The 17,646-nt window shown below is 39.8% G+C and carries 18 protein-coding genes, 1 pseudogene and 1 riboswitch; of the genes and pseudogenes, 16 read left to right on the top strand and 3 right to left on the bottom strand.

Translation table 11 applies throughout. From position 1 onward, the window contains the following. Positions 1-29: 29 nt before the first annotated feature. On the bottom strand, positions 30-383 hold the full coding sequence (locus tag ETP43_RS15885) for a cupin domain-containing protein (RefSeq protein WP_129259281.1): 354 nt from the start codon (positions 381-383) through the stop codon (positions 30-32). Positions 384-525: 142 nt separating this feature from the next. Here ETP43_RS15885 and ETP43_RS15880 point away from each other — a divergent pair, with 142 nt between their 5' ends. From ETP43_RS15880 to ETP43_RS15840, 9 genes are all read left to right on the top strand, one after another. After that, positions 526-858: a winged helix-turn-helix transcriptional regulator gene (locus ETP43_RS15880; RefSeq protein WP_072522465.1), complete on the top strand. Its 333-nt coding sequence runs from the start codon at positions 526-528 to the stop codon at positions 856-858. A gap of 77 nt (positions 859-935) precedes the next feature. Next, positions 936-1,691 carry a 4Fe-4S binding protein gene (locus ETP43_RS15875; protein WP_129259279.1) on the top strand — a complete coding sequence of 252 codons (756 nt, stop codon included), beginning with the start codon at positions 936-938 and terminating at the stop codon, positions 1,689-1,691. A gap of 23 nt (positions 1,692-1,714) precedes the next feature. After that, positions 1,715-2,050 carry a DUF3784 domain-containing protein gene (locus tag ETP43_RS15870; RefSeq protein ID WP_129259276.1) on the top strand — a complete coding sequence of 112 codons (336 nt, stop codon included), beginning with the start codon at positions 1,715-1,717 and terminating at the stop codon, positions 2,048-2,050. Positions 2,051-2,077: 27 nt separating this feature from the next. Next, positions 2,078-2,266, top strand: coding sequence for a hypothetical protein (locus ETP43_RS15865; RefSeq protein ID WP_129259274.1), 189 nt, complete (start codon positions 2,078-2,080; stop codon positions 2,264-2,266). Positions 2,267-2,415: 149 nt separating this feature from the next. After that, entirely contained in the window at positions 2,416-3,426 is a 1,011-nt protein-coding gene (locus ETP43_RS15860; RefSeq protein WP_129259272.1) for a helix-turn-helix domain-containing protein, read from the top strand. 160 nt (positions 3,427-3,586) lie between these two features. Next, positions 3,587-4,942 carry a serpin family protein gene (locus ETP43_RS15855; protein ID WP_129259270.1) on the top strand — a complete coding sequence of 452 codons (1,356 nt, stop codon included), beginning with the start codon at positions 3,587-3,589 and terminating at the stop codon, positions 4,940-4,942. A gap of 5 nt (positions 4,943-4,947) precedes the next feature. Then, positions 4,948-5,361, top strand: coding sequence for a hypothetical protein (locus tag ETP43_RS17805; RefSeq protein ID WP_243114317.1), 414 nt, complete (start codon positions 4,948-4,950; stop codon positions 5,359-5,361). 90 nt (positions 5,362-5,451) lie between these two features. Continuing rightward, a complete protein-coding gene (locus ETP43_RS15845; RefSeq protein ID WP_129259268.1) occupies positions 5,452-5,658 on the top strand; it encodes an arsenate reductase family protein in 207 nt (68 codons plus the stop codon). Between the two features lie 254 nt (positions 5,659-5,912). Then, positions 5,913-7,931 (top strand): ATP-binding protein, encoded by a 2,019-nt coding sequence (locus ETP43_RS15840; protein ID WP_129259266.1) that lies wholly within the window; start codon positions 5,913-5,915, stop codon positions 7,929-7,931. 41 nt (positions 7,932-7,972) lie between these two features. Beyond that, positions 7,973-8,048: riboswitch (cyclic di-GMP riboswitch) on the top strand. 64 nt (positions 8,049-8,112) lie between these two features. On the opposite strand, the gene ETP43_RS15835 is transcribed toward ETP43_RS15840, so the two are convergent. After that, positions 8,113-8,949 carry an AIM24 family protein gene (locus ETP43_RS15835; RefSeq protein WP_118618977.1) on the bottom strand — a complete coding sequence of 279 codons (837 nt, stop codon included), beginning with the start codon at positions 8,947-8,949 and terminating at the stop codon, positions 8,113-8,115. Between the two features lie 641 nt (positions 8,950-9,590). Between ETP43_RS15835 and ETP43_RS15825 the strand changes: the two genes are divergently transcribed. After that, on the top strand, positions 9,591-10,007 hold the full coding sequence (locus tag ETP43_RS15825; RefSeq protein ID WP_118568242.1) for a hypothetical protein: 417 nt from the start codon (positions 9,591-9,593) through the stop codon (positions 10,005-10,007). Between the two features lie 52 nt (positions 10,008-10,059). Here ETP43_RS15825 and ETP43_RS15820 read toward each other — a convergent pair whose 3' ends face one another. Beyond that, positions 10,060-10,575 carry a helix-turn-helix domain-containing protein gene (locus ETP43_RS15820; protein WP_129259264.1) on the bottom strand — a complete coding sequence of 172 codons (516 nt, stop codon included), beginning with the start codon at positions 10,573-10,575 and terminating at the stop codon, positions 10,060-10,062. Positions 10,576-10,746: 171 nt separating this feature from the next. Between ETP43_RS15820 and ETP43_RS15815 the strand changes: the two genes are divergently transcribed. The 6 genes and pseudogenes from ETP43_RS15815 (at position 10,747) to ETP43_RS15800 (ending at position 17,599) form a co-directional block, all read left to right on the top strand. Next, positions 10,747-11,004, top strand: a complete 258-nt coding sequence (locus tag ETP43_RS15815) for a hypothetical protein (protein WP_129259262.1) — start codon at positions 10,747-10,749, stop codon at positions 11,002-11,004. Between the two features lie 18 nt (positions 11,005-11,022). Next, complete coding sequence (locus ETP43_RS17190; protein WP_164979756.1) at positions 11,023-11,199, top strand: hypothetical protein; 177 nt, start codon at positions 11,023-11,025, stop codon at positions 11,197-11,199. 229 nt (positions 11,200-11,428) lie between these two features. Next, on the top strand, positions 11,429-11,821 hold the full coding sequence (locus tag ETP43_RS15810) for a GNAT family N-acetyltransferase (RefSeq protein WP_129259260.1): 393 nt from the start codon (positions 11,429-11,431) through the stop codon (positions 11,819-11,821). Continuing rightward, positions 11,800-11,880 (top strand): annotated as a pseudogene (locus ETP43_RS18900) (transposase); the annotation flags it as partial. The gene ETP43_RS15810 and the pseudogene ETP43_RS18900, both read left to right, overlap by 22 nt. 396 nt (positions 11,881-12,276) lie before the next feature. After that, the gene (locus ETP43_RS15805) at positions 12,277-13,023 is read left to right on the top strand and encodes a hypothetical protein (RefSeq protein WP_129259258.1); all 747 of its coding nucleotides are present in this window, start codon (positions 12,277-12,279) and stop codon (positions 13,021-13,023) included. 16 nt (positions 13,024-13,039) lie between these two features. Beyond that, positions 13,040-17,599 carry a fibronectin type III domain-containing protein gene (locus ETP43_RS15800; RefSeq protein ID WP_129259256.1) on the top strand — a complete coding sequence of 1,520 codons (4,560 nt, stop codon included), beginning with the start codon at positions 13,040-13,042 and terminating at the stop codon, positions 17,597-17,599. Positions 17,600-17,646 lie beyond the last annotated feature (47 nt).

Genomic DNA, 17,646 nt, shown 5'->3' with positions numbered 1-17,646 from the left:
GTGCATTTTTTGTGAATAAATACTTTTAATTAGCCGATTACAGCATCCTCTGCTGTAAAATGTTCCAGAGAATTTTCTTTTACCTGAATGCAGATATAAGTAATTCCAGAAACATCGGATGCAAAAAACTGACGCTTTGCAGCAGGTGCGATTTTTAGCCAGTCTCCAGTTGAAAGGCTGATTTCTTCTCCATCAATTATGGCTTTGCCGTTACCTGAAAGAATTCCATAGATTTCTTCATTTTCTTTATGAGAATGAACAAATGGGACATTTGCTCCTGCAGGTAGTTCGTTTAAACTGATTTCTGCACCTGTTAAAGACAACTTTTCATGCAGCTCAATTCGGTTTTCCTTTCCAATAGTTGTTTTTGTGTAATTTGTCATAATGATACCTCCATAGTTGATTTGTAGTTTCTGGTTGCTTGGTATTAGTATAGTGTGAGACACATACAAAAACAAGTACGCACCTTTTTGTAACTGTACACTCAAAATTGAATGTGTTACAATAGACTCGGAGGTGAGAATTATGCGAGCAAAAGAAGAATTACCGGAATGCCCAGTTGCAACAGCAGTATCTCTCATCGGAGGAAAATGGAAACTGCTGATTTTGCGTAACTTGAAAGAGCGCCCATGGAGATTCAATGAGCTACAACGAAGTATAGATGGTATTTCACAAAAGGTTTTGACAGATAGTTTAAGACAAATGATGAGTGATGGACTGGCATATCGCCACGATTACCATGAGCAGCCACCGAGAGTTGAATACGGATTAACGGAACTCGGAACAAAAATGCTTCCAATTGTTAATTCACTTGCTGATTTTGGTAACTACTATAAATCACTTATCGAACAGAATTAAGTACGTTAGTATTTGAAAATACCGAATAATTCCAGTTTTCTTAACTGGAATTATTCGGTATTAGCAGGAGGCACATTATGAGATTTTATAATATATTTTTCAGCCCAACCGGTGGCACAAAGAAAGTAGCAGATATTGTTGCCAAAGGGACGAAGCTGGAGGCTGAAAAAATCGACCTAATTAAAGAACCAGATAAACTCATGAAGGTGAAATTTGAAAAAAAGGATCTATGTTTGGTTGCTGTACCGTCTTACGGTGGACGCATTCCATCAGTTGTAACGGATATGTTCCGCAAAGTAAAGGCAGATGGTACGAAGGCAATTCTTGTGGCAGTATTTGGAAACCGTATGATTGATGATACTCTATTGGAACTACAGGATGTTCTGGAGGCATCAGGATTTGTATGTATCGCAGGAATGGAGGCTGTCGCAGAGCATTCCCTGATGCACCAATTTGGAACCGGACGCCCGGATCAGCAGGATGAAAAAGAATTGCTGGAATTTGCCGCAAAGATTATGCAAAACAGCGAAGCACAAAGGACACCTGCATTTCCGGGAAACAGACCATATCGAGAATATGGTGGTGTTCCGCTCAAACCTGTTGCAAATGGAACATGCACTTCCTGCGGTCTGTGCGCAAAAGAATGCCCGGCAGGTGCTATTCCCTTGAACAATCCGAAGCTGACCGATAAGGATAAGTGCATTTCTTGTATGCACTGTGTAGCAGTCTGTCCGAAGAAAGCAAGAAATTGCAGCAAGTTTATCAGCTTTATCGCCGGGAAAAAAATGAAGAAGGTTTGTTCTGGCAGGAAGGAAAACAAATTGTACTTATAAATCGAAAGTTACAGGTATGTATTATGAATATAGGATTTTGGTCATGTATAATTTTGGTTATACCATTTGTAATTATAGGTGTGTTATTTGCGATTTTTAAGGAAAAAGTAACTAAATTTGTTTCAGGATTTAATTCATTTTCTAAAGAAGAACAGGCGATGTATGATAAAGCTCAGATCTCTCGTGATATAAGAAATCAGTGCTTCATATGGACTGTTATAATGTTAGCAGGAGCGACATTATCCTGCTTTTTAACCCCATATATGGCTATACCAACCTATATTATGTGGTTAGTTCTGTTTTTTAGAGAAGTCCACTTTGATAATCATAAAGCGTTTAAAAAATATTTATTAAAATAAATTATTGTTTGCAGAAGATGCTTATTTATGAAAAAAGGAATAAACAAATCAATCTTATTTTATGTTGTATCAGCTCTGTTTTTGATAGTCTCAGCTATTGGCTTAACGACTGGAAATGAAAATTCTATGGCTATAGTATGGTTATGTCTTGGTTCTTCGTTTCTTTGCTTGGGTTCGACTCATAAGAAAAAGGAAAACAATGCAGATGATAAATAATTTCCTGCTTGTATTGCTGGAAAATCGGGATTCATAGAGTCCTTTTGTGATTTGCAACTGCTGGTTGACAGATTTACAGCCTGAAATGGTGGAATGCAAACAGCAAAACTGTTATATTTAGCTCATAAAATCTGCAAAAGGAGGAAAAAATGATTTTAGCTGATAAGATTACAGAGGAAAGAAAAAAGAATGGATGGTCACAGGAAGAACTAGCCAATCAGTTGGGCGTATCCAGACAGGCAGTATCTAAGTGGGAAAGTGCAGGAGCTGTTCCAGATTTGCAAAGAATTTTACAGATGTCGGAGCTTTTTGGTGTTAGTACAGATTACCTATTAAAAGATGAAATGAAAGCAGAAAATATCACCTATCACGAAAGTACTGAAAGCTATGCAGAACCGTTGAAAAAAGTAACTATGGAGAATGCAAATGAATTTCTTGACATGAAAAGAAATGGATCCAAAGTAGTGGCAAACGCAACAAGTATGTGTATCTTAAGTCCAATATTATTGATTGTTCTTGTGACAATGGCAGAAGATAGCGTATTTCATGTTTCGGAATCTCTGGCAACAGTATTTGGATGTGTTTTTTTGCTTGGAATGGTTGCGGCAGCCGTCTTTTTGTTTATTACATATGGAATGAGTGAATCACATATGGAACATTTTGAAAAAGAATGCTTTGAAACAGAGTATGGTGTATCTGGAATGGTACGAGAAAAAAAAGATTCCTATGAACCAATTTTTATCAGAGGAACAGCTGTTGGGGTAGTGCTTTGTATACTGGCAGTGATTCCGACAATTATTGCCGAATCTATGGAAGCGTCCGACTATTACTGTGGTATTTCCGTTGGATTACTGCTATTCATACTTGCAATAGGAGTGAATCTGTTGGTTCGTGTTGGGATGGTAAAAAGCAGTTACGATACCCTTCTTCAGGAAGGCGAATATACAAAAGAAGAAAAACTGTTTAAGAAAAAGACTGACACGTTTTCTGGTGTATATTGGTGCTTGACTACAGCGATTTACCTTGCATGGAGCTTCTGGACGATGAGCTGGGATATTACATGGATTGTATGGCCGGTTGCTGGTGTTTTGTTTGCAGCATTGCTTGGTGTGGTGAAAATGGTGTTAAAGAATGGCAGTGAAACTCAGCACTATATTTAAGATGAAGTTAAGTTTTTTTTCGCATATTATACGCATCCAGAAATTCAAGTTTACAGAACTGAATCAAAAGAGCTCGAAGGAGCTCTTTTTCCTTTTTTATAATAGTATCATTATGGTATAATAGAGACATTAAAATCGGAAGTTGTAGGGAGGTATCGTGATGAAACGAATGATCGCAATTTTACTTATCTCAATCAATATAATTTCTTTGACTGCCTGTACGCAGAAGGCAGGGGAAAATGAAAAATATCAAGTTGTTGCTGCTGAGTATCCGAGTATGGCAAAGTATCCAGATGAAAGTAAATATACGAAATTAAATGGGGACTTTGACAGTGATGGTTTTGATAAGGTTTACGATGCATGGTGGGCCGATCGCAAAAAACAGATGAATCAACCGGATGGTTATAGAGATGGTCTGGATAGCTATCTGTCCACGCTTGTGCTACAGCTGCTCAGTGAAACCGGTGGAGAAAACAAAGCTTGTTCTCCGATTAATATTTATATGGCTCTTGCCATGCTGGCGGAGGTGACCGATGGTAATAGCCGAAGCCAGATTCTGAACCTGCTTGATTGCAATGATATAAACTCTCTTCATGAGAAGGCGTCTGCAGCCTGGAATGCAAATTACTGTGATGACGGTGCCGTAACCAGCATTCTCGCAAATTCTCTGTGGATGAACGATCAAATCAAATTTAAGCAGAATACTTTGGATTCGCTGGCAAAATATTATTATGCATCCTCCTTCCGGGGAGAAATGGGATCTGCCGCTTATGATAAGGCACTTCAGGAGTGGATGAATCAACAGACTGGTGGACTTCTGGAAGAACAGGCCTCGAAATTGTCGATGGATCCGGAGACCATCCTTGCCCTGGCTTCTACCATTTATTTCCGCGCAAAATGGGATGGAGAGTTTTCTGAAAGTAATACAAAGCCGGATACATTTCATGCTGACAATGGTGATGTGACTTGTGATTTCATGCACCAGAGCAATACAAATACGTATTATTGGAGCGAGCGCTTTTCAGCAGCAGCCAAAAAGCTGGAAGGCAGCGGATATATGTGGTTTATACGGCCGGATGAGGGCATAACACCGGAGGAACTGCTTGCCGATGAGCATACCATGGAATTTCTTCTCAGCAGCGGTGAGAAAGCCGAAAGCAAATTTTTGATGGTGAATTTAGCAGTTCCTAAGTTTGATGTGGCATCCGATATGGAGCTGAAAAAGGATTTGATGAACCTTGGTATTACGGATATCTTTGACCCGGAAACCGCTGATTTTTCTCCTATGACCGATGATACAGCGGCATATCTTTCTCAGGCTAAGCATGCGGTGCGTGTTGCGGTTGATGAGGAAGGAGTTACGGCTGCGGCCTACACAGTGATGATGACAGCAGGTGCGTGCGCTCCGCCGGAGGAAGAGGTTGATTTCATTTTAAACCGACCGTTTATATTTGCTATCACAGGGACAGACGGATTGCCGCTGTTTGTGGGAATTGTTCATCAGCCGCAGGTGTAGTCTAGGTGGTTTCAAGAAAATTCTTCTTGTCCGAAGGGCAAGAAGGGGAGCTTCAGACCTTTGTACAGGAAGATATGCTTATAGATGGAGAACTGGCAATGGACGATAGGGGACATTTCTTGATACAAGCTGTTTGTGGAGACGATGCCTATGTATTATTTGACGAAATTGGAAAGGGATGTGCTGCTATGCTGAGAAAGTTGAATTGTTTTTTAAACATCGTTATTGGTTCATTTATAGGAGTTTTCATTGGGTTCGGAATTTATAAGTTTTGGCATTTTAAAATCTATCCAAATTTATATGCCATGCAGTCTGCACCGTGGTACACAGAGTTGCTGTTGGATGGTGTCTTGGTGACAGTTTTTGTGATTGTATGTATTACCCTAAAGCTGATTATTTTGAGGAAGTTAAATCCATAAATTCAAGTTTGTTGAATTAAAAATGAAATAAAGTTCCAGTAATCATAGAATGTATGGATTCAATTCCATGATATGAAAGAAAAAGGGTGAGTGTCGTCCAGTGGACGACGTGCTACGAACCGACCGAGCCGGAAGGCGAGACTGAGCAAGGGTGAATTCAATTCGGTTGCCCAGGCAAATGGTGGACTGGAAAACCCGCAGGTGATTAAGACACCGGTGGTCCGTAACGGAAAACAATCCACTCATGGATATCAGCCGGATGTCTGGAAAGCGTGGAAGATAGATAAAACATTCTAAATAATGAAAATGCAATGGTAGCTTCTTTTTTCGAGAAGAAGTTAATCGAGAGATATTTAAGGATTTTATTCTTGATTTACAAGCGATAAGCGTTGAAAAAATGATTGTGGAATAATATCCTGCTGTGATATGATGAAGTAAATAATTTGATTGGTATATTCGGATTTTTGGGAAGAGAATGAAAAGTGGATAAACTTTAAAATAAAACAAAAAACGTAAAGTCATTTAAGACTTTTTAAGCATGAGGGAACCGTATGGATGATTTCAAAAAACTCACAGAGCAACTTATGAAAATATATAGTAATGCTGAATCAGTAAATGATTTAGGTATAGAGAATTATTTTGATGAAAATATCAGTCTGATTGGAACTGGGAAACACGAGATTTTCAGGAACCTGCATGAGTTTTTAGAATCATTTGAATTTGATGTAAAACAAAGAGGCAAAATCAGAATTGAAGTACAAAATTTACATCAGGAAGAAGAACAGCTTGATGATGATCATGTTCTTGCTCATGGAACAGTAGATTTTATTGGTCTGTTTAAGGACGGTTCGATTTGTTTTAAAATGGAGACAAGATTTACGATTATCTATAGGTGGATAAATGGAAAATGGCTGGTTCAGCATCTGCATCAGTCAACACCGGATTTGGAACAGAGGGACGGTGAAGAGTTCCCTGTTACATTGGGAAAGCAGGTGAAGAAAACTCGACAGGCGTTTCATGCATTAGGTACTGCCTATTATTATATCTCAAGGTTGAATCTGAAAACAAAGAAGGTCGAACTTGTCAAAAGATCCCGAAAGATGGATTGGGATATTAAAGATAATACTGCAGATTGGGATCCTCAGTTCGAGGTTATCGAAGGTATTATAGCAGAACCGTTTGTACAGAAGTATATAGATTTTTTTGATATACAAACCATGGCGGCACGGCTTCATAATAAAGAATCTATGTCTTCCGAATTCAAAAAGAAGAATGGATCATGGTTTCTTTCCATGGTTGTTCCTCAGAGTTATGACAAAAATGGAAATGTTACATCCGTGCTGATTGCAAATCGAGATGTGACAGATGAAAAAATGCGGGAATTAAAACAAGAAGAGGAATTGCGGGAAGCTAAATTAAAAGCAGAATGTGCAAATAAAGCAAAATCGTCATTCCTGTTCAATATGTCTCATGACATCAGAACTCCTATGAATGCAATCATTGGATATGCAGAGCTGGCGTCCAGACATTTGATAGAAACAGAAAAACTTAGCAGATACCTTGAAAAAATTCGAATATGCGGAAAAGAACTTTTGTCGATGCTTAGTAATGTTCTGGATCTTGCAAGGATTGAAAATAATAAGGTCGAAATGGAATATGTTGTTTCAGATGTCCATGAGAACTTTGAAAATTGTGTCACTATGTTCCAACAACAGGCAGAAAGTAAAAATCAGACGCTCTCTCTGACGGAACAGATTATGTATCCGTATGTATATATGGATGCACCGCACCTGTCAGAAGTCTGTTTCAATATTATAAGTAATGCGATAAAGTATACAAATACAGGAGGTGCAATATCCTGTAGAGTGGTACAGAAACCCTGTGAAAAAGAAGACTGGTGCAATATGATCATTACCATTACCGATAATGGAATTGGTATGTCTGAAGAATTTCAAAAGCATATTTTTGAAGCTTTTGAAAGAGAACGTAATTCTACCGCCAGTCATATTGAGGGCAGCGGTATTGGAATGGGGATTACGAAAAAACTTGTTGAACTCATGAATGGCACTATAGAAGTGAAAAGTAAGCAGGGCGAGGGTTCTTCATTTACAGTGACTGTTCCTTGCAGAAAAGCGTTAAAAGAAGATATTCTGGAGAAGAAAAATACTAATCTGCACAATAAAAATTGTTTGAACGGTGTTCGAATCCTATTAGTGGAAGACAATGAAATTAATACAGAAATTGCAAGAGAACTATTGACGGAAGAAGGATGTATTGTTGAGACTGCAAATGATGGTGTTGCATGTATTGACATGGTTGAAAAGGCGGAGGCTGATTATTACAAGATGATCCTTATGGATATTCAGATGCCTGTTATGAATGGATATGATGCTACATTAGCCATCCGAAAAATGAAGGATACGAAAAAAGCCAGGATCCCAATTGTTGCGATGACTGCCAATGCCTTTGCAGAAGATATACAAAATGTTCTTTCTGTTGGAATGAATGATCATGTTGCAAAGCCTGTAGATATGAATATTCTTGTCTCAACAATGATGAAATATCTATAACAGACAGGTTTAATGAAAAAGTTACAATATCATACAAATAAAAGATTCGCCGGTAAATCAGTCGAAAGGCTGAGACGAAAAGCTATAGGGTCTGTAAAATGACAGCAGGCTGCAACGCCGATATAGGAGTTTTATACTCCTATACCGGCGTCTGTTGGTTACAAGAGAATGTGTTTTCCGCTTATTTTCCAAATGTATTGCTGGATTTAGCGGCAGCTTTTGCAGCCATGGTGTTGGTGGACTCAAACAAGGAAGTTGTCGGTGCGACCGGACACATCAGTACTCGTCCTGTTCCCCGATAAACATTTACCAGACCCTCTCCGCTAACTGCAGATCCTACAAGTGTTTTGGTAGATCTTTCTACGGTGAATTCAAGATTGGATGACCAGCATACAGCAAGATTTCCATCAATTTTCAGTTCATCATTTTCCAAGAGGACTTCAATCAATTCATCTTCAGGAACATTAGACTCCAGTGCAGCTACACCATTTCCCTGCAAACTCAGATTAAACAGACCTTCTCCACCTAGTACGGCTGATGAAAGGTTTTTTCTGGCTACAACTTTACTTTTTACATTTGCATCACAAGCCAGGAACATGCCATCTTCAATTGTCATTCCGGCCGGGCCCCATTTGCCGATGTCTGCAAGGATAATATACTTGTATGTCGGTTCTAATACCAGGCAGCCTTCACCAACATATTCCGGTTTAACTGCGGTTTCTTTTGTAACGGCACCTTTGATTGCTTTTCCAAGGAAATCTCCGATGCCTTTTACACCAGATGTAGCTCGTACATTTCCGCCCATCCATTGCATGGCACCGGCCTGGATAATAGCAGAATGGTCTTTATCAATATCAATAACAACTTGTCTTCTCCTGACCCCCATTTTGCTCATGAAATATTCGTTCATTGCGTTCATTGGTGATACACTGGCATCCTGTACATATTCAAGTACATGGAAGTTTCCGATACTTTTCGCAAATTTTCTGTTTTCATTTTGTAAGTTTTCAATTCTCATAGTACTACTGACTCCTTTGCCTTTCATAATAATTCATAGTGTTATTCAGATATGTTTATTATAATAGAGATAACATAGACAGGTATATACTTTGTATAGAGAATTATAAAGAGAGATTTCTCAAAATTCGAGAAATATAAAGGTGCAATTCCTCATGGTGGATGTGTATTATGAAAAATAAATTTGTTATAGTGACGATATCAACAAAAAAGCAGAATATAAATGGGGTGATCAGATGGAAGCGGCACAGAGAATTCGATTGATCCGGATATTAGAAAAGATGGAGAAAAATCCGGCATTCAGTAATAAGCTTGGTATAAAGAACACATCTGAATATTTATCAGAAAAAGAACAGAAAAAATGAAAGACACATATCAGAATGAGTTTCAGAAGGAGTAAAAAAATGTTATCGTTATTATTTACAATTTGTATGATTTGGTTTGTTGGAAAATTTTTTATATTTGGATTAAAAGCATCCTGGGGAATTATGAAATTACTTTGTACAGTTATTTTCTTCCCAGTGATATTGATCGGTATGGTTGTAGGTGGACTGATGTACATTGCATTTCCATTATTGATCATTGGTGGAATTATAGCATTGGTGACGTCACATTCATAATCGATCAGGAGGAAGAAAACGAATGGGATATGATATTGAAAAAGAAAAAAGAGAAGCAATTGAAGCTGGGCGCAGAGCTTTGAACAGTCTTCAGGCAGCAAAAGAAAATTTAAACAGTGCAAAGAACTGGGGACTGGTAGATATGTTTGGCGGCGGCTTTTTCACTACGATGTTAAAACATTCTAAAATGGATCAGGCCAAACGGAATATGGAACAGGCAAAGTATGATCTTCGTAATTTCAGCAGAGAATTAAATGATGTAAATATGGTATGTAACTTGAATATCGATACTGGAGATTTTCTTTCTTTTGCGGATTATTTCTTTGATGGATTTGTTGTGGACTGGGTGGTCCAGGATCGAATCAATAATGCAAAAAGACAGGTAGAAGAAGCTATTCGAAGAACAGAAAGTATCGTCAATCAATTACAGCGTATGTAAAGGAAAAGGCAATGAGTCAGAAACGGTTCATTGCCTTTCTTGGGGTTATGGATTATTTTAATTTTTCTTTCTCGGCATTTAAGAGATCAAGATTAAGCCCCTGTTCTCCGGCTGTCTTATCTACCCAAAGATTCAAAGAGTCTATGGCTAAAGAGACTTCATCAAGTTTTTTACTGATATAAGCAAAATCTTTCATTTCATCATCGCTGATCTTACCGTCACGGGCAATCTGGATCAGACGACCGGTAAGAGGATTGATTTCATTCAGACTGGCAATTGTCTCCAAAATGATATTGGACAGATCGGTCACTTCTATTTCCGGAACATAACGATGGCCGATTTCGCATTTGTGAGAGCAATAATAATTGCAAAGATCCGGTCTTTTATAGGCATCTGCCATCTGGAGGATATCATAAGGCGTAGGTTCTTGTGTTTCATATTCGAATTTTTCAATTTTTGAATCAGAGACAGCATCCATCTTTTCACTGGCCTCTGCTCTTGTAAGTCCTGCCGCTTCTCGGCAAAGCTGGTAAATTGTTTTGTTTTCCCTGGTGGATTGCTTACCCATGAGAATTTCCTCCCCGTATATCGCCAAACATGAGGAGTATCAATAGTTAAGTCCTCATGCAAGACGTATATTTCTCGTATAGAGTTTATTATACTTGAATTATCAATTAACAACAAGCTCAATAATGAACATGAAGTCAAAAAGAGTGAAAGAGGAAAGAGAGAGTACAGAATGAGAAAAGCAAGAAGTGATTGTAGCGTAGGAAAATTTGAAAAGAAGAATGGATTACCACCAGGGACAGTAAAAAAGCCAAAAACACCGTCTCCCAGTATTCCAAAGATGATTCAATATGCGGGTAGTGCAGCTGCTGTAGTTGCTATACCAATTGCATCGAGTCTAATTGTATCAAGTATTGATAATATAGTTGCTTTGTGTCGCAAACATCACAACGATGTGCATAGTGGTAAAATTGATATTTTTAAATTTTAATAAAGGAGAAAGAACAGTATGAACAGACAGGAAATCAATGAATTTATTGAAAAAATGGAAGAAGTATGTGATGTTTGGACGGAAGAGCAGGTAAATGATGTGTATGGTGACAGTAGTTTTGAGGATGCATTAGCTGATAGACAATACGGTCTTGACCATATGTCCGACATTATAAGTAAAGTTATCGACAAATAATAAAAGAAAAAATCAATAGTATCTGTAAGGGCGTCAGTGGAGTATTCCACTGGCGTTTTTGTTTTTTCTAATTTTTATGCTTTCTTTAAGAAAAAGGACTAATAGCTAGGCAGAAAGGAAACGAAAGCGATATTGCTTGGGGATAAAAGATGGACTGAGCCTAAAAAGTACGGTAAAATCGGTATTAGAAATGAAGCTCTGAAATCGGAGCAGATGGAGGATAATCGTTATGATCAGAAAGATGCAGAACATAGATATTAATAGAGTTGCTGATATATGGTTAAAGACTAATTTGAAAGTACATGATTTTATTTCTGAGCAATATTGGACAAGTAATTATGAATTAGTGAAAGAAATAATGTCACAAGCGGAAGTCTATGTGTATGAAGATGATAAAATGATTCAGGGATTTGTAGGACTAAGTAACGAATACATGGAAGGGATTTTTGTTTCTAATGAGATGCAGTCATGTGGTATAGGTAAACTTTTATTAGACTATATCAAGAATAAAAAAGTTAGATTACGATTAAACGTATACCAGAAGAATGCCAGAGCCCTCTCTTTTTATCAAAGAGAAGGGTTCGATATTCAATCTGAAGGTTTGCTATTGGAAGAAATATAAATAAATATCATCGTTTTTTATACGAAAAACTGAGAAAATTTGAAGGAAAAACTGCCTAGAAAAAAATGCGGCTAAAAAAATCCAAACAAGGATTTTTGCGGCCAAAAACAGAAAGTATTTATCAAAATAAAAATATCCTGAACAAGTTGCAGAGCCAGAAAGCTCTGTAACTGTCAGGATATTTTTGTTTGGTGCTGTCAGCTCTAAAAAACGTTATTTACCGACAGCTCCTTTTTTGCTGCATGGAAAGGTTAAGAACGCCCTGTGAGAAATCTTAATATTTTTTTGGTATTTACGGGAAATTTACTTATAGTTCCGAATTTGACAAAATCCATGGCAGAATCAAACAAAAAGAACGAGATGTGAAAAGAACGGATTGTTATAATAAAATCAAACTTGACTGAGAAAATCTGTGTGCAGGAAGAACAGGATTTCAGACGGGAAGGAGGTACATCATGAAGAATCGGAAAAAACAGTTCCTGAAGATCGGAGGCATCGTAGCAGTGTTTGCGGTTGTGGGAATTGTTGCCGGCGTCATGCAATATAAAAAGGATCATCGATTTGATCTGACTGTTGCGGAACATACCATCAGCAAAGAAGAGTATGTAAACTGCATGGAATCTGTAGAATATGATACCAAAATGCAGATTCAGCAGGATTACGACGCCGTTTATGGAGACGATTTCTGGAAGAAAAAGTATAAGGAAAAATACGGGTATGAAATTCTGGCGGAAAATACAGTCGAGCAGCTGAAATACATTCATACAGTGTATGATCTCGCAAAAGAAAACGGCGATATATCAGACAGTAGTTATGAGGCTCTGGAAAAGCGCTGGAAAGATGAGAATGCGGAACGAAAAGAAAAAGTGGAAAAAGGGGAAGTAATCTATGGACTGAAAGAGTATACGTTTCCACTTTATCTGGATTATGAAATCAGCACTTTGAAGGAAAAATACTGCAGTGATACGGATCGCGAAGGTATGGAACTGACAGAAGATGAGATCGTTGAACACTACAAAAGCCGGGACTGGATTTTTGGAGATAGTGAAGAAAATGCAGATCTGGAAACAGCGAGAGTTGCAGTAGAACGAGAACTGCGTGAGCAGAAATATGATGATATGATCGCGCAGCGGGAAGAAGATTCTCAGGTGGAAGGAAACATGAAGGATGTAAATCATTTTACCCTAGAGAATCTGCAATAACAGAAGGAGAAAAGGTATGAAGAAAAAATGGATGAGCGGAACGCTGGCTCTTCTGCTTGCAGGAACAACAGTTGCATCAATGATGCCGGCAGTTCCTGTTCAGGCAGCGGGAACAGACGGTACAGGAACAACGTATTACGTTGATTCCAAAGGCGGAAATGACAACAATGACGGAACATCAGAGAGCAAGGCGTTTCAGACACTGGATAAAGTGAATGAACTGGATCTGGAACCGGGTGATACGGTACTCCTGAAAAAGGGATCGGTATTTGAAGATCAGGCACTTGTCTTTACAAAAGAGGACAGTGGTAGTGCAGAAGCACCGGTAAAAGTATCCACATACGGAGAAGGAAATAGACCACAGATCAACACCAATGGTCACGGTCAGTGGGAACTGAACTACGGAAACCCGCTGGATAACCAGAACCACAAATGGAAAGGTACCGTATCTTCCAGTATTTTAATTGAAGATACCGAGTATATCGAGATCGACGGTCTGGAACTGACCAATGACAGAAAGAGTACCACCGATACCGAAAAAGACAAAGCATATAACGATGCGTATGCGATGGACAGAACCGGTGTTGCCGGCGTTGCGAAAGACAACGGAACGGTAGATCACATCGTGTTGAATGATTTGTATATCCATGATGTGACAGGTAACGTTTATAACAAACATATGACAAACGGAGGTATTTACTTCATCGTTGAAAAACCAACCGATGAGAGTGCAACCGGAATTGCAAAATACAATGATGTGCAGATCAAGAACTGTTCCCTTGATACGGTAAACCGTTGGGGAATTGCCGTTGGATACACCTATCAGTGGAGCAAATTTACAACCGCTTCCCTGTCAGATGATGTCATGGCAAAATACGGTTCCTCCAACGTGGTTATCGAGAACAACTATCTGAACCATGTGGGTGGAGATGCGATCACAACGATGTACCTTGACAGACCGCTGGTTCAGTATAATGTATCAGAGAATGCAGCGGAGCAGATCAATACCACAGATTACTCCCAGCAGCAGCCGAGACTGGATGCAAATGGCAACGAAACCGGCAAACAGGGTGTTGGGGCAGGACGAGTAGCAGCAGGTATCTGGCCATGGAAATGTAAAAATGCAATTTTCCAGTACAACGAATGTTTTGCAACACTGAATGCTTCCAATGGTAATGGAGACGGACAGCCGTGGGATGCGGATTATGGTGATGGAACAAACTATCAGTACAACTACAGCCATGGAAATACAGCAAGTACCATTATGTTCTGTGGCTGGGAGTCCATTAACAACACATTCCGTTACAATATCAGCCAGAATGAAGATATGGGACCTCTGGATCCGGCGGGCAACTCCGGAAACTGCCAGGTTTACAACAATACATTCTATATCAAAGAAGGTATCAATACCATCTGGCACTACACACACGGCAATGGCGGTCCGGTTACCATTGAAAATAATATTTTCTATTTTGAGGGCAGCACACCGGCTACTGTAAGCAACTGGAATATCAGTGGAAACAAGACTTACAGCAATAACTTATACTACAATGTAAGCTCTTATCCGAACGATGAGGCAGCAGTGAAAGTAGATGCAGGAACGGATGTACTTGTGGATGCAGGATCAGGTCCAAGCGCAGCAGCTGCCGACAAACAGGCAAGACGTCACGAAGATCCAACCGCTTCTACCGTATTTGACGGATACAAACTGGCGGAGAATTCTCCGGCTATCAATGCAGGTAAAGTGATCGTTGACAAGAACGGTTATACGATCGATCATGACTTCTTTGGTCATGCCATCACAGCAGTACCGGAAATCGGAGCAGCAGAAAGCGATGCAGTGACAGCACTTGTGCTGAGATCCAATGTATATACAATCTCCGGAACAAAAGTAAGTGACCTTCCGAAAAATACAACCGTAGCAGAATTCCTGAAGAATGTTATTGTTGATGTAGGAGTTAAGGTTACCATTAAGAATGGCGAGACTGTTCTTGGTGATTCCGATATTGTAAAAGGAGGAGCAACGATTGTTCTTTCTTATGAAGGTATGGAAGATGTTATTTATACAGTAATTGCAAGCTCTGACAAAGAACTGAAAGACAGTTACTATGAAGTAAAGGGAACAACCATGAACGTTCCTTATACCGATAAAAATCCGACAACTGTAAAGGAAATGAAAAACAATATCACAGTAGCGGATACCGCAACCGTTTCTGTACTCAATGGTGGAACAGAACTGGCAGATAAGGATGCAGTAGCAGCCGGAATGACACTTCGCATCACTGCGGAAGACGGAACAACCAACGATTATACCATCGGACAGAAAAATACATATAACTGGACTCTGGACTATGTGAACGGACAGCAGGGAAATGTGTGGTTTGGTCAGATGAAGAACGGAACCGGCAGCTGGGCAAATATGACAGAGGTCGACAGAGACGGATGGCCAAACTGGTGTGTAAATACCTATTATGGTCCTGGTATTGATGGACAACAGGGTACTGTGTCAACGACTGACACAACTGTACACGGATTACTTTCCGCACCGCCGAATACAAGTATCACAACCGCAATGGCATACAGAGTACCGAAGAGCGGAACAGTATCTTTCAATATAAAAGATGATGAGCCATATCTTCGTCAGAATGGAAACTCAGGTGGAACGGTTACCTTAAGTCTTCTGTTAAACGATACCGAATTACAGAGTGTAACACTTACAAACAGCCGGGTACAGGCAACAGACTGGAAGAGCTTTGATGGAATCGAAGTTAGCCAGGGTGATGTGATCCGCGTGACAACAAAGAGCAACAGCAATCCAACCAAACCATCTGTTCATGTAACTCCGATTATCAGTTATGTAGATAAAGCTGCAGCAGACACCGAAGCACCGACAGCTCCGGCAGCAGTAACAGCTACAGATGTTACCGAGACAACAGCAAAAGTTACATGGGATGAAGCAAGTGACAATGTAGGTGTTGTTGGATACAACGTATATGTAAATGAAAACAAAGTAAATGATGAACTGGTAACCGGAACCGAGTATGATCTGACCGGACTTGCTGAAGAAACTGAGTATACCGTAACGGTAACAGCAGTGGATGCAGCCGGAAATGAATCTGCAAGATCCGAGGCAGCAACCTTTACAACAGAAAAAGCAAAAGATATGGAAGCACCGACCGTACCGTCTGGTGTAACCGTAACAGACATTACCGAGACAAGAGCAACCGTTAGCTGGGAAGCATCTACCGATAATGTAGAAGTGGCCGGATACAATGTATATGTAAACGATACAAAAGTAAATGCAGTACCTGTAACCGGAACAACCTATGATCTGACCGGACTTACCGAAGAAACAGAGTACACCGTAATGGTAACAGCTGTAGATACATCGGAAAATGAATCTGTAAGATCCGAGGCAGCAACCTTTACAACATTGAAAACGGAAGATCCGAAGGATACCGAGGCACCGACAGTACCTGCAAATGTAAGAACTTCTGATGTTACCGAGACAACAGCAAAAGTTGCATGGGATGAAGCAAGTGACAATGTAGGCGTTGTTGGATACAACGTATATGTAAACGAAACAAAGGTAAATGAAGAACTGGTAACCGGAACCGAGTATGATCTGACCGGACTTACTGAGGAAACCGAATATACGGTGACCGTAACAGCAGTAGATGCAGAGAAAAATGAGTCCGTAAGATCCGAAGCAGTGACATTTACAACACTGAAAACAGAGGAACCGGCGGACACCGAAGCACCGACCGTACCAGCCAATGTAAAAGCATCTGAAATTACTTATACAAAAGCAACGATCGCCTGGGAAGCATCTACCGACAATGTAGAAGTAGCCGGATATAATGTATATGTAAAAGGTACAAAAGTAAATGCATCCCTGGTAGCAGATCCTACCTATGATCTGACCGGACTTACCGAAGGAACCGAATACACCGTAACCGTGACAGCAGTAGATGCAGCCGGAAATGAGTCTGAACCATCAGAAGCCGTTACCTTTACAACAGAAAAAGAAACCGTAGATCCGGATCCGAATCCGGAACCAATTGTTGTAGATAAGACAGCACTGAAAGAGAACGTAGCAAAAGCAGATACCGCACTGGCAGCAACAGACAAGTACACAGAGGATTCTCTGAAGAAACTGCAGGATGTTTATAAACAGTATGCAGGTGTGCTGAATGCGGAAGATGCTACACAGGAGCAGGTAAATGAGGCAAATAAAGCCATCAAAGAAGCTCTGAGTGCTCTTGAAGAAAAGAAAGCAGACGACAGCAAGAAAGATGATGAAAAGAAGGATGATACAAAGAAAGATAACAATCAGACTACGACTCCTTCCGATACATCCAAGAACAATAATAGCACGACAACAAAAGGAAACAGCACAGGTACAGGCCGTACAAATACAGGCAGTACAGGTGTGGGCAGCACAAAGACAGGCACTTCCACAACAGCTGTGAAAACAGGAGATACAACAAATGTAGCAGGTTGGGGATTTGCACTGGCAGCATCCGCAATTGCAGCGGCAGCCGGTGTTGCAGGAAAACGGAAAAAAGAAGACTAAGATTTAGTCGGAAATAAAAACAGGGCATCGCACGAAGTGCGATGCCC

The sequence above is a fragment of the Blautia faecicola genome, from assembly GCF_004123145.1.
GTDB classification, from domain to species: Bacteria; Bacillota; Clostridia; order Lachnospirales; family Lachnospiraceae; genus Oliverpabstia; species Oliverpabstia faecicola.
Note: the sequence above shows the minus strand (reverse complement) of the source record. Positions and strands in the feature narration are given on the sequence as shown.

Excerpts from the sequence above, each read along its gene's own strand:
- ETP43_RS15875 (WP_129259279.1), top strand. The coding sequence starts at position 936 with ATGAGATTTTATAATATATTTTTCAGCCCAACCGGTGGCACAAAGAAA.
- ETP43_RS15825 (WP_118568242.1), top strand. The coding sequence starts at position 9,591 with ATGGGATATGATATTGAAAAAGAAAAAAGAGAAGCAATTGAAGCTGGG.
- ETP43_RS15805 (WP_129259258.1), top strand. The coding sequence starts at position 12,277 with ATGAAGAATCGGAAAAAACAGTTCCTGAAGATCGGAGGCATCGTAGCA.
- ETP43_RS15855 (WP_129259270.1), top strand. The coding sequence starts at position 3,587 with ATGAAACGAATGATCGCAATTTTACTTATCTCAATCAATATAATTTCT.
- ETP43_RS15860 (WP_129259272.1), top strand. The coding sequence starts at position 2,416 with ATGATTTTAGCTGATAAGATTACAGAGGAAAGAAAAAAGAATGGATGG.
- ETP43_RS17190 (WP_164979756.1), top strand. The coding sequence starts at position 11,023 with ATGAACAGACAGGAAATCAATGAATTTATTGAAAAAATGGAAGAAGTA.
- ETP43_RS15840 (WP_129259266.1), top strand. The coding sequence starts at position 5,913 with ATGGATGATTTCAAAAAACTCACAGAGCAACTTATGAAAATATATAGT.
- ETP43_RS15865 (WP_129259274.1), top strand. The coding sequence starts at position 2,078 with ATGAAAAAAGGAATAAACAAATCAATCTTATTTTATGTTGTATCAGCT.
- ETP43_RS15815 (WP_129259262.1), top strand. The coding sequence starts at position 10,747 with ATGAGAAAAGCAAGAAGTGATTGTAGCGTAGGAAAATTTGAAAAGAAG.
- ETP43_RS15870 (WP_129259276.1), top strand. The coding sequence starts at position 1,715 with ATGAATATAGGATTTTGGTCATGTATAATTTTGGTTATACCATTTGTA.
- ETP43_RS15800 (WP_129259256.1), top strand. The coding sequence starts at position 13,040 with ATGAAGAAAAAATGGATGAGCGGAACGCTGGCTCTTCTGCTTGCAGGA.
- ETP43_RS15810 (WP_129259260.1), top strand. The coding sequence starts at position 11,429 with ATGATCAGAAAGATGCAGAACATAGATATTAATAGAGTTGCTGATATA.
- ETP43_RS15835 (WP_118618977.1), bottom strand. The coding sequence starts at position 8,949 with ATGAGAATTGAAAACTTACAAAATGAAAACAGAAAATTTGCGAAAAGT.
- ETP43_RS15880 (WP_072522465.1), top strand. The coding sequence starts at position 526 with ATGCGAGCAAAAGAAGAATTACCGGAATGCCCAGTTGCAACAGCAGTA.
- ETP43_RS15885 (WP_129259281.1), bottom strand. The coding sequence starts at position 383 with ATGACAAATTACACAAAAACAACTATTGGAAAGGAAAACCGAATTGAG.
- ETP43_RS15820 (WP_129259264.1), bottom strand. The coding sequence starts at position 10,575 with ATGGGTAAGCAATCCACCAGGGAAAACAAAACAATTTACCAGCTTTGC.